The sequence below is a fragment of the Chryseobacterium jejuense genome (genome assembly GCF_017877355.1).
Classification (GTDB): Bacteria; Bacteroidota; Bacteroidia; order Flavobacteriales; family Weeksellaceae; genus Chryseobacterium; species Chryseobacterium jejuense_A.
The window spans coordinates 1-14657 of the sequence record NZ_JAGIPR010000006.1; the positions used below are offsets into that span (position 1 = coordinate 1).

Below are 14657 nucleotides of genomic sequence, written 5' to 3' on the forward strand. Positions count from 1 at the left end.
TTGATGTCTTTTTGCCAGAGAACTTCCTGGGCAGATAGCCCCAGAATGGTGCATACAGTACATGCACTGAGATAAATCTTTTTCATTCCCGTGTTTTTTTTGAGTTTAATAGTTAGCTTTTAAAATTTTCACAAATTTAACTTTTTTTAGCTCACGCAAGTCATGTTAATGTGATTTAATATGAATTATTTCCAACCATCAGGAAATTTCATTGCGACTCTATGATCCTTCATTGGTCCTACAAATCTACTACGGCATTGCGACAGAACCTGTCGTGTTATATTTTCTCCACAAAAAAAGCCTTTGAAAAAATTCAAAGGCTTTATTGATTCCTGTTTCGAAGAACTTCTTCAATTTCTTCCAGCGAAAATCCTTTTGCTTTTAATAAGATCAGTAAATGGTATAAGAGATCGGCCGCTTCATTTTTAAAGAGTAAATCATTATTATCCTTAGCCTCAATAACTAATTCTACAGCTTCCTCTCCTACTTTTTGAGCCATTTTATTTATCCCTCTCTGATACAGTGAATAGGTATAAGAGGCATCTGCCTTACGGTCAATCCTTTGAGATATCTTTTCTTCCAGCTCATATAAAAAGCCTTTGGAATCCTTTTCACCAAAGCAACTGAAACTCCCGGTATGGCATACTACATTCGTGGGAATAACCTTAATCAGTATCGTATCCTGATCACAATCGACATCAATACTTTTTACGGTTAAAAAATTACCTGATTCTTCCCCTTTTGTCCAGAGTCTGTTTTTGGAACGGCTGAAAAATGTGACAAGTTTTTCTTTTTGTGTTTTTTCAAAAGCTTCCTCATTCATATAACCGAGCATCAGAACCTGCAACGTCCGGTTATCCTGAATCACTACCGGAACAAGCCCGTTATCTTTATTAAAATTAATTTTCATCGTACTTCTATTTTTAGATTTTTTAATTGTTTTTTTAAATCCTGAATTCCTATTTCATTAAAATGGAATATACTGGCTGCCAAAGCTCCTGTAGCCTTAGTCTCATTGAACACTTTAATAAAATCATCTGCAGATCCGGCACCACCAGAAGCAATAACAGGGATTGTTACCCGTTCTGAAACCAGTTTTGTAATGTTGAGATCAAAGCCGTTTTTGGTTCCGTCTCCATCCATAGAGGTTAACAGAATTTCACCTGCTCCCAAAGCTTCTGCTCTCCTTGCCCATTCTAAAGTTTCAAGCTCTGTGGCTTCTCTTCCGCCTTTAATATGAACCAGATTAGTTAAACCTACTTTTTTGGTGTCTATAGCAACTACAATACACTGGCTTCCGAATTCACTGGCTAGCTCAGAAATGAGCTTCGGGTCTTTTACTGCAGAAGAATTGATACTGATCTTATCTGCTCCTGCTTCCAACAGTTTTCTTACATCTTCCACAGAGGCAATGCCGCCGCCAACGGTAAATGGAATGCTCAACTCTTGAGCTATTTTCCGTACCAGCTCCACAAAGGTTTTCCTGTTTTCAATGGTAGCTGTAATATCAAGAAAAACAAGCTCATCAGCGCCTTCTGATTCATACTTTTTAGCTAATTCTACAGGATCTCCAGCCTTTTTCAGATCCTCAAAATTGATTCCTTTTACGGTATTTCCATCCTTAATATCCAGACATGGAATAATTCTTTTTTTAAGCATTTTCAATAAAATTTTGAAGTTGTTGCAGGCTTATTTTTCCTTCATAAATAGCCTTTCCGATAATTGTTCCTGAGCATCCTATATCTTTCATCTTATAAACATCTTTAATCCCTGAGATACCACCACTGGCCACCAGCTGCAATGAAGTTTTAGATAAAATTTCGATATAGAGCTCTGTAGAAGGGCCTTCCAGCATTCCATCCTTTGAAATATCCGTGCATATCGTGGTTTGAATTCCCTTTTTCTGATATTCAAGAATAAAATCAATAATATCCTTATCACTTTCTTCCTGCCAACCGGAGGTTTTAATCTTTCTGTTCTCACAATCCGCTCCCAGAATAATTTTTTCCGGACCATACTTTTCAATGATAGTAAGACAGAATTTTGGATCCTGTACAGCAATACTTCCTAACGTAATCTGCTGTGCCCCGGAATTAAAGGCTGTTTCAATATCCTCTGAAGTTTTTAATCCACCCCCAAAATCAATATGTAATGAAGTTGATTTCGCAATATCTTCCAATACTTTCTGATTCACGATATGCTTTGATTTTGCCCCATCCAGATCTACCAGATGCAGAAACCGGACGCCAAAATCCTCAAATTCTCTGGCTACTTCCACAGGATCTTCATTGTATATTTTCTTGGTGCTGTAATCTCCTTTGGATAAACGCACACATTTTCCATCAATAATGTCAATAGCCGGAATAATCTTCATCATGATAAGTTTATAAAATTATTTAATACCTGACTGCCTACACTCCCCGATTTTTCCGGGTGAAACTGAACCGCATAAAAGTTATCTTTCTGCAGAGAAGCACTGAACGGAAGAATATAATCACAAACCGAAGTGGTATATTCTGACAATTCACAGTAATAGCTGTGAACAAAATAAACATCATTTTCGGACTCAATTCCAGAAAATAATGAAAACTTCTGTTCTGAAACCGTGTTCCATCCCATATGAGGAACGAGTTCCAAAGGAGGGAATCTTTTGACACTGATATCAAAAATCCCCATTCCTTCTGTATTTCCTTCTTCATTTCCTTTGCACATGAGCTGCATTCCCAGGCATATTCCCAAAACAGGTTGTTTCAATGTTGGGATAAGGACATCCAAACCTCTTTCCTTCAAGAGTCTCATTGTTGAGGAAGCCTCACCTACACCGGGAAAAATAACTTTATCTGCTCCCAGGATGAGTTCAGGGTCATCAGTAATGACTGAACTGATATTTAGCCTGTTTAAAGCGTTCTGTACGGAGCTTACATTGCCTCCATTATATTTTATTATTGCAATCATAAGTTTTACTTTAATTGTAAATGAACTGATTGATATCTTTTTTTAATTATTTTTAACCCATTAAGAATTTTTAAGTAATTAAGAATCATTAAGATCATAGCTGAAGCTATGTATTTCAGCAGCATACTTATTCATCTTTGATGAGCCTTACCTTATCTTAAAATATTCAATTTTCTTAATGGTTAAATATTTAGGGTTGATTTTAAACTAAATTCACTTATAAACTCCCTTTGGTTGAAGGCAAATTATAGTTAGCATCCGATTGATTAACCGCCATTTTCATGGCTTTTGCAAAAGCTTTGAAGATGGATTCTATCTTGTGGTGTTCATTCTCTCCTTCTGCTTTAATATTTAAATTGGTTTTTGAAGAATCAGTGAATGATTTAAAGAAGTGGAAGAACATTTCCGTAGGAACATCTCCTATTTTCTCTCTTTTAAATTCTGCATCCCAGACCAGCCAAGGTCTGCCTCCGAAATCAATGGCTACTTGTGAGAGACAATCATCCATTGGAAGCAGAAAACCATATCTTTCAATTCCTTTTTTCTTTCCTAAGGCTTTTAAAATGGCTTCGCCCAATACAATTCCGGTATCTTCAACCGTGTGGTGTTCATCTACCTGAAGGTCTCCGCTTACTTTGATGGTAAGATCCATATTTCCGTGTCTCGCGATCTGATCCAGCATATGGTCAAAGAAATGAAGTCCTGTTGAAATTTCAGACTGGCCTTTCCCATCGATATTGACTTCAATTTCTATTTCCGTTTCATTGGTCTTTCTGTAGACTTTGGCTCTCCTAATTTCAGACTTTAAGAACTGATAAATCTCACTCCATTGTGTTGTGGCCAGGTCCGCTTCTTGATTAAAGTTTTGGTTTAGAAAAATAGATTTAGATCCCAAATTTTTAGCAAGTTGAATATCTGTACTTCGATCACCAATTACATAGGAGTTTTTCAGATCGTAGTCCCCATAAATGTATTTTGCCAGCATTCCTGTGCCCGGTTTCCGGGTGGGCAGATTTTCACTTTCAAAACTTTTATCAATCAGAATATCACTGAAAATGACGCCTTCATTTTCAAAGGTTCTGAGCATTTTTTCATGAGGTTTAATAAAGTTCTCAAAAGGAAAACCGTCTGTTCCTAACCCATCCTGATTGGTCACCATCACCAATTCATAATCCAGTTCATTGGCAATTTTTGAAAGATTTTGGAAAACACCGGGATAAAATTCCAGTTTTTCCAGTGAGTCCACCTGAAAATCAGTGGGAGGTTCAATAATCAGGGTTCCGTCCCGATCGATAAACAATACTTTTTTCATCCTTATATGTTTTTTAAAAGATTAACCAGTTTTTCATTCTCCTGACGGGTTCCTACATTAATCCTGATGCATCCCGGAATAGCAGGATCTCTTCTGCTTGTCAATATTTCCTGTTCCAGCATTTTTGCATATACTTTATCAATATCTTTTAGTTTGATTAAAAAGAAGTTAGCATCTGTTGGAAATACTTTAGTAATACAGTCAGTATCTTTAAACTGATCCTGCAGCCATGTTCGTTCAGCAACAATATCACGAACATTATCTTTTAATCTGTTTTCATCTTCAAGTGCATTCAGAATCAGTTCCTGGCTTAACGCATTGACATTGTAAGGCGCCTTCACAGTATTGATTAACTGGATTATCTCTTCAGAAGCATAGGCAACACCTACTCTGGCTCCTGCTATTCCCCAGGCTTTTGAAAAAGTCTGAAGAACAATCAGATTAGGATACTGAGCCAGAAGCTCCAGACTTGATTTTTTTCCGGAAAATTCAATATAAGCCTCGTCTACCACTACAATTCCATCAAAGTTCTGAAGGTAGAATTCAATATCTTCTGTGCTGTTTCCGGTTGGATTGTTCGGGGAACACAGAAAGAAAACCTTTATAGATTCTTCTTTAACTGTTTTTAAAAAGTCTTCTTTTACAATCTCAAAGTTCTCATCCAGATCCAGTTGTAAAACCCTGTTTTCATTGATGGTGGCATAAAAACCATACATGGCGAAAGAAGGATTCATCATCAGGATAGCATCTTTTTTAGGCTCACAAAAAATCTTAATAATCAAATCGATCAGTTCATCACTTCCATTTCCAACAGCTATCTGTGCAGGAGAAAGGCTTCTAAGCTCAGCTAAGCTGTTTTTAAGCTTTCTTTGAGTAGAATCCGGATAACGGTTCCATTCTCCAAAAGGGCTTTCATTGGCATCTAAATAAATGGGCTCGTTAAATTCATTATGATCTCTGAAACTTATATAAGGTTTTAATTTTAAAATATTTTCTCTTACTAATGTATTGATACTAAATGTGTTCATATTATCGTTTTAATCTTATTGATACTGCATTTTTGTGAGCCAGAAGTCCCTCTGCCTCTGCCATTATTTTTATTGTTTTTCCTAAATTCTGAAGACCTTTCTTTGATAAATGCTGAAAGGTGATTTTCTTTACAAAACTGTCCAGAGACACACCGCTGTAGTTCTTTGCATAGGCGTTGGTTGGAAGGGTGTGATTGGTTCCGCTGGCATAATCTCCGGCACTTTCACAGGAGTAGTTTCCAAGGAATACCGAACCTGCATTCTGAATCATGGGAATATATTTTTCAAATTCATCCATCGCCAGAATAAGGTGTTCCGGAGCATATAAATTACTGAACTCAACGGCCTCTTCAAGACTGTTCAACAAAATAAAGCAGCTTTTCTCAAGAGCTTTTCCGGCCATTTCATTTCTTGGTAAGTCTTTGATTTGTTGTTCAACAGCACTAATCGTTTCATTAAAAACTTTAAGATCAATCGTTAGAAAAATTACCTGACTGTCACTACCATGTTCTGCCTGTGAAAGCAAATCAGCAGCACAGAATTCAGGAACCGCTTGTTCATCAGCAATCACAAGAACTTCACTTGGACCCGCCGGCATATCTATAGCCACTCCATAGCGTTGGGCATATTCTTTAGCAGCCACCACAAATTGATTTCCGGGACCGAAAATCTTGTACACCTGTGGAATACTTCCAGTTCCTAAAGTCATTGCTGCAACTGCTTGCGCACCTCCTGTTTTAAAGATCTTTGAAACTCCACAAAGCTTGGCTGTATATAAAATCGCCGGATTAACAGCTCCACTTTTGTCTGGTGGTGTACAAAGAATAATTTCCTCACATCCTGCAATATTAGCAGGTACAGCAAGCATGAGTACTGTTGAAAATAAAGGAGCTGTGCCTCCCGGAATATAAATTCCCACCTTTTCTATCGCTCTATTTTCTCTCCAGCAAACGACTCCTTTTGTTGTTTCAATTTTCTGGATTTCAGCCTTTTGAGAAGCATGAAATTTAAAAATATTATCTTTCGCCTGTTGAATGGCTTGCTTTAAATCATTGCTAAGCTCATTTTCTGCATTATTAATTTCTTCTTCGGTAACAGCAATACTCTTGGTTTCAGCTTTATCAAATTTTTTATTGAACCCTATTAAGGCTTTATCACCGTTGTTTTCCACTTCAGCAAATATCTCGGCAATCAGCCCGGAAATTTCTTCTCGTTCAAAAACAGGACGCTGCACCAGCTCTGTCCATGTATTTTTTATTGGATATCGATATATTTTCATCTGTATTATTTTTTCTTAGTGTGAATTGAATTATTAATTTTTTTAACCATTAAGCTTATAAGTGAAGCTGTTTTAAGTGCCATGCTTTTATTCAGATTTATAAAACTTAACTTATCTTAATTTTACTTTACCGTTCGTTACTCTTCTTAACAGTTATTATACTTCTTTAAATCACCATTTTATCAATAGGAATAATGAGTATATCCTGTGCTCCGTTTTCCTTAAGTTCATCAATAACTTCCCAGAATCTTTCTTCATCAATTACAGAATGAATGCTGCTCCAGCCTTCTTCTGCCAATGGAATTACTGTAGGACTCTTCAGCACCGGAAGCACATCTGCCACTTTTTGAATCTTATCATTGGGAACATTCATCAGAATGTATTTTGAGTTTTTCGCTTTTAAAACAGCGTTAATTCTGAAAAGAAATTTATCAAGAATGGCTGCTTTCTCAGATGACAGCTGAGGGGTCTGAGCCAGAACGGCTTCTGATTTCAATAAAGTTACCGTTTCTCTCAATCCATTTTTGAACAAAGTACTTCCAGAGCTTACAATATCACAGATTCCGTCTGCCAGCCCAATATTGGGAGCAATTTCTACGGAACCGGAAATAACGTGGATATCTGAAATGATACCTTTATTTTCTAAAAAATTTTTAAGGGTATTGGGGTAAGAAGTGGCAATTTTTCGGCCTTGAAAGTAAGCCAGATCATCGGTTTCAATTTCTTTTGGAACAGCGATGGATACACGGCATTTTGAAAAGCCCAGTTTCTCAACAATCTGAATCTTTTTTTGTTTTTCAATTAAAAGATTTTCGCCCACGATAGCAACATCCACCACTCCATCTTCAAGGTATTGAGGAATATCTGAATTTCGCAGATACATGATTTCCATCGGGAAGTTATCTACCGAAACTTTAAGCTGATCTTTTCCGTTATTGACAAAGATTCCGCAGTCTTTGAGAAGCTGCAGGGATTCTTCGTACAGCCGGCCACTTTTTTGAATCGCAATTTTTAATTTACTCATTTCGTCTTTTTTGGGTCTGAGTAAATAAAAACTGATCTGTTGAAATTTCTGAGGAGAATTCAGGAAACAAAAAAACCGTCTATTTACTCAGACGGTTTTAATTATTTTTGATTTTAGCATAAACATATATCAATCAATTCCGCCTAACAGAGATGATGATAATAATGATGTAATGCTAAAAAAATTGGTTTCATTGTATTGAATTATGATGCAAATGTAGGATTTATTTTTAAAATGCAAAGTTTTTTCAGATAATTTTTTGATAAAGATTCATCAGATTCTTTGCAATGGATTCGTCATTAAACTTCTGAACAAACTCGAAACCCTTTTCCTCACGGCGTTTTCTTTCGGATTCATTTTCCCATAAAAATTTTATCTTGGCTCTGATATCAAGATTATTATTCGGATCAATGTATACCGAGTCTTTTCCACCTGCTTCCGGCAGACAGCTCGTGTTGCTTGTTACCACTACCGTTTTCGAGAAAAGCGCTTCTATAACAGGGATTCCGAAGCCTTCAAAGAAGCTTGGATACACAAAAACATCAGCCATTTTATAGATTGCAGCCAGTTCATCCATAGAAACTCCTTCCAGAAACAGCACTTGCTTTTCCATCTTGTTTTTCTTCAGGAAGCTTTCTATTTTCTGATAGTATTTGGTCTTTCTTCCTACCACTACCAACGGAATTCCGGTATCTTTGATTGCTTTTACCACATTAAGAAGGTTCTTACGGTCTTCAATGGTTCCTACATTCAGAATGAACCTTTCCGGAAGTTTGAATTTCTCTTGGGCAGCCTGGATCTGTTCCGGAGACTGCTGTTCTTTAAATGCCTGATGGCAGCCCTGATAAATAACTTCAATTTTGCTTTCAGGTACTTTTAAAAACTCAATAATATCTCTTTTGGTCTGCTCTGAAATCGCAATAATCTTATCAGCCATACCAGCTGCTTTTTTAAACTTCCATAAATGTATTTTACGGTCAAAAAAGGAATAATACTGTGGATATCTTACAAAGATCAGATCATGGATCGTAACAATCTTTTTAATGGGTTTCTGCTCCCATTTCAAAGGCAGTTCACCGGATAAGCCATGAAAGATATCAGCACCCTGTTTTTGAGCATCTTTTCCCATTTTAAGCTGCCGTGAAAGGCTTCCTTTTGAAGTTTCCACAAACTTAACATTGGGACGGGCAAGAATATCTTTTCCACGCTCAGATTTGTTTTTGTTGAGCAGCAGATATTCATTGTCCGGTTCATATTGAGAAAGAATTCTTACCAGATCTCTTGAATAATTGCCCAGCCCGGATGTGTTATGGAAAAAACGTTTTGCGTCAAAAGCAATTTTCATGCGTGTATCTGTTTTTGAAATTCCTGAAAGGTACCAAAGGTATGGCCTTTTTCTTTAAGCCATCCTACAAAGGTATCAAATCTTTCCACCATATCTTTTCCGGAATTTTTCACCGTAAAACCTGGCAGTTTGAACGCTTCGTCTTTAATAGATGAAAACTCCCAAGGGTGGAAATAAATGTTCAGATACTTGTCTTTTTTCAACACATCAGCAGCCAGTTTTTTATAGATTGCTAAAGGGAAATTGTGAAAACTCAACCAGAATAAAGGAATTCTGAAATTCGGGGATACTGATGCGGGAACCTGCATTACATTTCCTTCTTTAAAGTAAGTTCTTGATACTTTAAGGTTGTTGTATCTTCCGGGTAAAAATGTAGGATTGATGGATGAATTGTATGAATATCCGGCTTTTTCTACTTCTTTTTCATCTACAGGCATCATTCTCGGCATTCTTAAACCTGTTACTTTTGTGGAGAATAATTCTTCCAGCCTTTCTCTTGATTCCTTCAGATGTTTATCTTCAAATTCTGAATGAAACCATGTGTGAGAAGCCAGCTCGTGCCCTTCATTTAATAATCTTTCAATAAGATGTTTGCTGTTTTCTGCGAAGACCACGGTAGAAAAAAAGGTAGCTTTTGCTCCGTGTTTTTTAAGAATATTTAAAATATTTTCAAGTCCGTGCTGAGATATAGAGATTTGTTTATCAAAAGAGATCTCGCCTTTATATTCCAAAGGCATGTCAAACTCCTCGATATCAAAACTTAATAAAACCATTTAAAAATTTTTATTTTTTATAATATAATTAGGCCTTTCTTTAACCTGTTTAAAGATCTTACCTAAATAAATACCAATGATTCCCAGGATAATCAGTTGAATGCCTCCAAAGAACACAATGGTCATAATTAATGATGCCCAACCAGAGATTTCAGTACGGACAACAAATGCATAGATAACATATCCGGCATATCCAATCACTGAAAAGAAAGAGAATAAAAAGCCCAGATAAGCTGCTAAATAAAGAGGTTTTACGCTAAAAGCCGTAATTCCCGTAAAAGCAAATTTAAGCATCTTTTTAAGGTTATAGCTGCTCTCTCCTGCCAGTCTTTCTCCTGCTGTAAAATCGATCCCGATTTGTTTATAGCCCATCCAGCTGGTTAATCCTCTTAAGAACAGATCATCTTCTTTAAAGCTTCTCATGGCTTCTACGGCATTGGCATCCATCAATCTGAAATCCGAACCACCACCTTTGGTAAGATTCACATCGGAAAGACTGGATAAAAGCTTATAGAATACATCTGAAGTTTTCCTTTTAAAATAGGAAATCTGCTTTGGATAGGTTCTTACTGTAAATACAATGTCATACCCTTCTTCCCATTTCTTAAGCATTTCGGGGATGAGTTCCGGCGGATGCTGAAGATCGCCATCCATTGAAATCACAGCATTTCCATCTGCAAAATCCATTCCTGCTTTCACTGCTGGCTGGTGTCCAAAGTTTCTGGAAAACTCAATAAATTTTACTTCTTTATGCTTTTGTGACAGTTCCTCCAACTTCTGTTGCGTAGTATCCCTGCTTCCGTCATTAACAAAAATAATTTCAAACTCATAATTCTTCAGCCCTGAAAAAACTTCTTTTATTCTTTCATGAACTAAGGCAACATTATCTTCTTCGTTATGCGCAGGAATGACAATAGAAATTTTCTTCATACATTAATTTAAAGTGTAATCCTTTTCGAAATCCTTGGTCATTAGTTCGTAAATAACTCTCAACCAAACGATGATACAAGGTACGGCTTTCAAAGAATATTTAATGATATAATTTTGCTTGATAAATTTCGGGAATAAATCTGAGGGTGAAAAACAGGTTAAAATGATAACAAATACCAACAATCCAATAATGAAAGGTGTTTTTTCTTTTTGAAGGGTAAACCAGATCATTACTCCTGCTACTGCAATAATATACGTTGGCGATTCTGAACCTGAGCTGAACAATACCAAAAACAGTAATGTAGAAGCTAAAATCATCAATTGAAACGCATAGTTTTTATACTGCTTGATTCTAATATATGGCAATGCAAATAAAGGAACACCAAAAGCTAAAAAGCTAAGATTGGAAATGGATGCATCACCCAAAATCCTTCTTACAAATCCCATTAATGATATATCCTGCATATTTCCTAAAACCTGATTATCATTGTTTTTTGAAATCAGAGACGTTGCCCAGTCTGAATAACTCTGAATCACAAACTGAGGGCTGGAATAGATCATTGGAATCACTAAGCACAGGATGGCAATACCAATTCCTGAAAGAATAAACTTGACTTTATTTTTGATAAAGAAAAACTGTGACAATCCTACAATTCCATAAATTTTCACAAAAATCCCTACCACAATGGTTGTAGCCGACTGTACTTCTTTTCTTTCATAAATGAAAGTTGCTGATAGCATTAAAAGCCCTACCAAGGCTATATTGAATTGCAAACTCACCGCAGCAGTGATGAATTCCTGCAGACACAATAATGCAAAAAGGGCTTTTTTAGCATCCGAAAATGGAAGCTTGTGAATTGCATACAGAAAAACAGCTGTATTGGCAACATTCCAAAGAGCAATTCCCAGCCAGTCCGGCATTACCGCAAAAGGAGCAATAAGTAAACTGAAAAAGATACCGTAATGGTTCGTATCACCATAACGCTCAGGGTATGCTAAATACAAGTTTTTCTCATCAATAGTATTGAAAAAAACACCCTTGAAAATCAAGTAATTATTAATAGCCTGATATCCTCTTGAGAATTTGGAAAGTGCAGTAGCAATGGCTACAATAATATAAACCCCAAATATATATTTAGGGTTTAATAGTATTTTAAGAAATTTTTCTTTCAAAATAAGTGGTATTAGTTTAAAACCTTAATCTTAAACAGCTACATTATTTTCTCTCAATGCATCATTAAGAGAAGTCTTTTTATCTGTAGATTCTTTTCTCTGACCAATAATCAGTGCACAAGGAACCTGATATTCTCCTGCTGGATATTGTTTTGTATAGCTTCCTGGAATTACTACAGAACGAGCAGGAACTCTTCCTTTAATTTCGATAGGTTCGCTGCCTGTTACGTCTATAATTTTTGTAGACGCTGTTAAAACAACATTAGCACCTAATACTGCTTCTCTTTCAACGTGCACTCCTTCTACAACGATACATCTTGAACCGATGAAACAGTCATCTTCAATAATTACCGGAGCTGCCTGTAATGGTTCTAATACACCACCGATACCTACACCACCACTCAGGTGAACGTTTTTACCGATCTGTGCACAGCTTCCTACTGTAGCCCAAGTATCTACCATTGTTCCTGAATCTACATAAGCACCAATGTTTACGTAAGATGGCATCAAAATTACTCCAGAAGCTACGAAAGAACCTTCTCTGGCAATAGCATGAGGAACCACTCTTACTCCTTTTTCCGCATAATTTTTCTTTAAAGGAATCTTGTCATGGAATTCAAATGGACCTACTTCAATAGTTTCCATCTTTTGGATCGGGAAATACATTACTACTGCTTTCTTCACCCATTCATTTACCTGCCATCCGTTTTCCGTAGGCTCAGCTACACGAAGTTCTCCGGAATCTAATAAAGAAATCACCTCTCTGATCGCTTTCTGGCTGTCTTCATTTTGTAATAAATCTCTATTATCCCAAATGTTTTCAATAGTTTGTTGTAACGACATGTTTCTTATTTAAATTAGTTTGAAAAATTATACCCGCCAAAGATACAAAAAAGTTCAGCAAAACAGTTTTTAAGTTTATGCTTTTAATAAAGGCTTAGCATACGCCCAACCCTCTTTTTATAAGTAAGATAAACCGAACCGTGCTGTCTCAGTAAATGTTCTTCTTCAAGGCGAATCTGAATCTGCATCAAAATACTTCCTATTATTAGCAAAAAGAAAGCAATCATTGTAGGGAAAGCAAAGAAAAAACCGGTAAGACTCAAAGTCATTCCAAAAAATATAGGGTTTCTTGAATATTGAAATAATCCGGTAGTGATAAGCTCTGTTTTCATATGCTCATCTATACCTATCCGCCATGAATCTCTCATTTGAAGCTGAGCAATGACCACCCAGATAAAAGCAAGAAGCATCAATCCCATTCCACTGCTACGAAACAGATCAGCATCCAAAATATGGATATTAAACTCCTCTTTTATATTCGGAAAGAGTAAAGGAAGTATGGCATAAATACATAAAACAGCTAAGATGAGTTTGAAATACCAGCCAACCAGCGCATAAGCAGAATCACCTTTTGGTAAAACATTTGGGTTCTTTCCGATTTTCTTAGCTACAGCAATGCTTACTCCAAGAAAGGAGACTGCAAAAAACATAATGAAATAAATAGGAATGAAGAATCTGATAAAATCTGCCATGGTTATATTGTTTACAGCAAAATTCTGAGATTGTTAAGTGCAATGCTATTGCAATGGTTTCTTTTTATCAAAACATTTATCATTACAGCTTTCAATGGTTTAAAAGAGGTAGATTTAGTCTATAACTGATCGTCTGAACTTTCAGAAAATTTCATTTCAAATTGAATATCACAGTCGAAAAACTGAATATTCCCTTCCTTTGGAGGGTGGCGAAAATTCAAAGAATTTTTGACGGGGTGGTTTTAGAAAGATAACTATTCCTTAAGTTTCGGCTAAAGCCAATGGAATACATTCATATGATTAGACGCGCTATCCTTCGTAAACTTCGTTCGTAAACCTTCAATTTATGCTCAGGATTGACAGTTATTATTGAATATAATTATTGGTAAAATTATAACTTACAGAACAATACAAAAATTATCTAAACTATTAATTTAGTAGAACTTTTTGTTTTTTTAAACTCAGTCAAACTCATATTATGCTGTTTTTTAAAAAACTTATTCAAATGGCTTTCATCCGAAAAACCAAACTCAGTGACAATTTCATTGATCCTCATATCACTGAAAAGAAGTCGATGTTCTATCAATCTTAATTTGTAGTTTAATATATAATGGGTAATGGTTTCACCGCACTGGTTCTTAAAATAGCTGCCAAGATAGGTTTCTGAAAGTCCAAATTCCCGGGCAATTACAGATACTTTTAAAAGTGCCGGATCGTGAATATTTCCCTGGATATAATTAATGATTTCAACGATTCTTTTATCTGTATTGGATGCAGCATGCTCAACCCGCATTTTAGATATATTCCTCGCTGCGATTACAATTAATGCATTCACATAATGCAGTGTTAATTCTTCCTGATAAAGATCCGGATGGTTCAAACCATGTAGCAATGAAGTAACAATAGAATCTACCAGAACCACATCAGGTTTATTCTGTAGAATACAGCCGGAAAGATAAGAAGCTCCATACAACAAGCATCCTATTGAATTAATGTTATTCCATTTATAATCCTTTACATAACGTTCACTAAACTTTACAAGTAAAAGCTCCGTTTTTTCTTCAATATCCAAATGATGTTTGTCATCAGGGGTTAGTAATATCAGGCTGCCTTTGCTATAAGAAGCTATATTACTATTGATGGTAAAGTACCCTTTTCCGGAAATGACATATATAATCTGAAAAAAGGAATACTGATTACCTTTTAAAGGGCAATTTTCGGTTACATGATATTCCACCTTTACCAATTGATCTATATTCTCTCTCTTCATATGGTAAATGTACTTATTTATCATTAAAATATA

General features: G+C 36.0%; 15 protein-coding genes. All 15 read right to left on the reverse strand.

The features are described from left to right. Window positions 1-322: 322 nt before the first annotated feature. The 15 genes from hisIE to J2772_RS13180 all read right to left on the reverse strand — a co-directional run bounded on the left by hisIE (window position 323) and on the right by J2772_RS13180 (window position 14648). Window positions 323-910 (reverse strand): bifunctional phosphoribosyl-AMP cyclohydrolase/phosphoribosyl-ATP diphosphatase HisIE, encoded by a 588-nt coding sequence (hisIE, locus tag J2772_RS13110; RefSeq protein WP_209917348.1) that lies wholly within the window; start codon window positions 908-910, stop codon window positions 323-325. Continuing rightward, window positions 907-1659: an imidazole glycerol phosphate synthase subunit HisF gene (gene hisF, locus J2772_RS13115; RefSeq protein WP_209917351.1), complete on the reverse strand. Its 753-nt coding sequence runs from the start codon at window positions 1657-1659 to the stop codon at window positions 907-909. The genes hisIE and hisF overlap by 4 nt, the downstream gene beginning before the upstream one ends. Further along, window positions 1652-2374, reverse strand: a complete 723-nt coding sequence (gene hisA / locus J2772_RS13120) for a 1-(5-phosphoribosyl)-5-[(5-phosphoribosylamino)methylideneamino]imidazole-4-carboxamide isomerase (protein ID WP_209918032.1) — start codon at window positions 2372-2374, stop codon at window positions 1652-1654. The genes hisF and hisA overlap by 8 nt, the downstream gene beginning before the upstream one ends. Then, window positions 2374-2955, reverse strand: coding sequence for an imidazole glycerol phosphate synthase subunit HisH (gene hisH / locus J2772_RS13125; protein WP_209917353.1), 582 nt, complete (start codon window positions 2953-2955; stop codon window positions 2374-2376). The genes hisA and hisH overlap by 1 nt, the downstream gene beginning before the upstream one ends. Window positions 2956-3172: 217 nt before the next feature. Further along, window positions 3173-4267 carry a bifunctional histidinol-phosphatase/imidazoleglycerol-phosphate dehydratase HisB gene (gene hisB, locus J2772_RS13130; protein WP_209917354.1) on the reverse strand — a complete coding sequence of 365 codons (1095 nt, stop codon included), beginning with the start codon at window positions 4265-4267 and terminating at the stop codon, window positions 3173-3175. 2 nt (window positions 4268-4269) lie between these two features. Next, on the reverse strand, window positions 4270-5295 hold the full coding sequence (gene hisC, locus J2772_RS13135; protein WP_209917357.1) for a histidinol-phosphate transaminase: 1026 nt from the start codon (window positions 5293-5295) through the stop codon (window positions 4270-4272). Between the two features lies 1 nt (window position 5296). Further along, window positions 5297-6574, reverse strand: a complete 1278-nt coding sequence (gene hisD, locus J2772_RS13140; protein ID WP_209917359.1) for a histidinol dehydrogenase — start codon at window positions 6572-6574, stop codon at window positions 5297-5299. A gap of 166 nt (window positions 6575-6740) precedes the next feature. After that, window positions 6741-7598 (reverse strand): ATP phosphoribosyltransferase, encoded by an 858-nt coding sequence (hisG, locus tag J2772_RS13145; RefSeq protein ID WP_209917361.1) that lies wholly within the window; start codon window positions 7596-7598, stop codon window positions 6741-6743. 247 nt (window positions 7599-7845) lie between these two features. Further along, entirely contained in the window at window positions 7846-8943 is a 1098-nt protein-coding gene (locus tag J2772_RS13150) for a glycosyltransferase family 4 protein (protein WP_209917363.1), read from the reverse strand. Then, window positions 8940-9716, reverse strand: coding sequence for a polysaccharide deacetylase family protein (locus tag J2772_RS13155; RefSeq protein WP_209917364.1), 777 nt, complete (start codon window positions 9714-9716; stop codon window positions 8940-8942). Before J2772_RS13155 ends, J2772_RS13150 begins: the two co-directional genes overlap by 4 nt. Then, window positions 9717-10646: a glycosyltransferase family 2 protein gene (locus tag J2772_RS13160; protein ID WP_209917366.1), complete on the reverse strand. Its 930-nt coding sequence runs from the start codon at window positions 10644-10646 to the stop codon at window positions 9717-9719. Window positions 10647-10649: 3 nt separating this feature from the next. After that, window positions 10650-11819: a glycosyltransferase family 87 protein gene (locus J2772_RS13165; RefSeq protein ID WP_209917368.1), complete on the reverse strand. Its 1170-nt coding sequence runs from the start codon at window positions 11817-11819 to the stop codon at window positions 10650-10652. Window positions 11820-11849: 30 nt separating this feature from the next. Continuing rightward, window positions 11850-12662 (reverse strand): 2,3,4,5-tetrahydropyridine-2,6-dicarboxylate N-succinyltransferase, encoded by an 813-nt coding sequence (locus J2772_RS13170; RefSeq protein WP_089734318.1) that lies wholly within the window; start codon window positions 12660-12662, stop codon window positions 11850-11852. A gap of 83 nt (window positions 12663-12745) precedes the next feature. After that, entirely contained in the window at window positions 12746-13354 is a 609-nt protein-coding gene (locus tag J2772_RS13175) for a methyltransferase family protein (RefSeq protein ID WP_209917370.1), read from the reverse strand. A gap of 421 nt (window positions 13355-13775) precedes the next feature. Then, a complete protein-coding gene (locus J2772_RS13180) occupies window positions 13776-14648 on the reverse strand; it encodes an AraC family transcriptional regulator (protein ID WP_245365222.1) in 873 nt (290 codons plus the stop codon). Window positions 14649-14657 lie beyond the last annotated feature (9 nt).

What these genes read in the sequence shown, in the direction of transcription:
- hisIE (WP_209917348.1), bottom strand. Translation starts at nt 910, where the DNA reads ATGAAAATTAATTTTAATAAAGATAACGGGCTTGTTCCGGTAGTGATT.
- hisF (WP_209917351.1), bottom strand. Translation starts at nt 1,659, where the DNA reads ATGCTTAAAAAAAGAATTATTCCATGTCTGGATATTAAGGATGGAAAT.
- hisA (WP_209918032.1), bottom strand. Translation starts at nt 2,374, where the DNA reads ATGAAGATTATTCCGGCTATTGACATTATTGATGGAAAATGTGTGCGT.
- hisH (WP_209917353.1), bottom strand. Translation starts at nt 2,955, where the DNA reads ATGATTGCAATAATAAAATATAATGGAGGCAATGTAAGCTCCGTACAG.
- hisB (WP_209917354.1), bottom strand. Translation starts at nt 4,267, where the DNA reads ATGAAAAAAGTATTGTTTATCGATCGGGACGGAACCCTGATTATTGAA.
- hisC (WP_209917357.1), bottom strand. Translation starts at nt 5,295, where the DNA reads ATGAACACATTTAGTATCAATACATTAGTAAGAGAAAATATTTTAAAA.
- hisD (WP_209917359.1), bottom strand. Translation starts at nt 6,574, where the DNA reads ATGAAAATATATCGATATCCAATAAAAAATACATGGACAGAGCTGGTG.
- hisG (WP_209917361.1), bottom strand. Translation starts at nt 7,598, where the DNA reads ATGAGTAAATTAAAAATTGCGATTCAAAAAAGTGGCCGGCTGTACGAA.
- J2772_RS13150 (WP_209917363.1), bottom strand. Translation starts at nt 8,943, where the DNA reads ATGAAAATTGCTTTTGACGCAAAACGTTTTTTCCATAACACATCCGGG.
- J2772_RS13155 (WP_209917364.1), bottom strand. Translation starts at nt 9,716, where the DNA reads ATGGTTTTATTAAGTTTTGATATCGAGGAGTTTGACATGCCTTTGGAA.
- J2772_RS13160 (WP_209917366.1), bottom strand. Translation starts at nt 10,646, where the DNA reads ATGAAGAAAATTTCTATTGTCATTCCTGCGCATAACGAAGAAGATAAT.
- J2772_RS13170 (WP_089734318.1), bottom strand. Translation starts at nt 12,662, where the DNA reads ATGTCGTTACAACAAACTATTGAAAACATTTGGGATAATAGAGATTTA.
- J2772_RS13175 (WP_209917370.1), bottom strand. Translation starts at nt 13,354, where the DNA reads ATGGCAGATTTTATCAGATTCTTCATTCCTATTTATTTCATTATGTTT.
- J2772_RS13180 (WP_245365222.1), bottom strand. Translation starts at nt 14,648, where the DNA reads ATGATAAATAAGTACATTTACCATATGAAGAGAGAGAATATAGATCAA.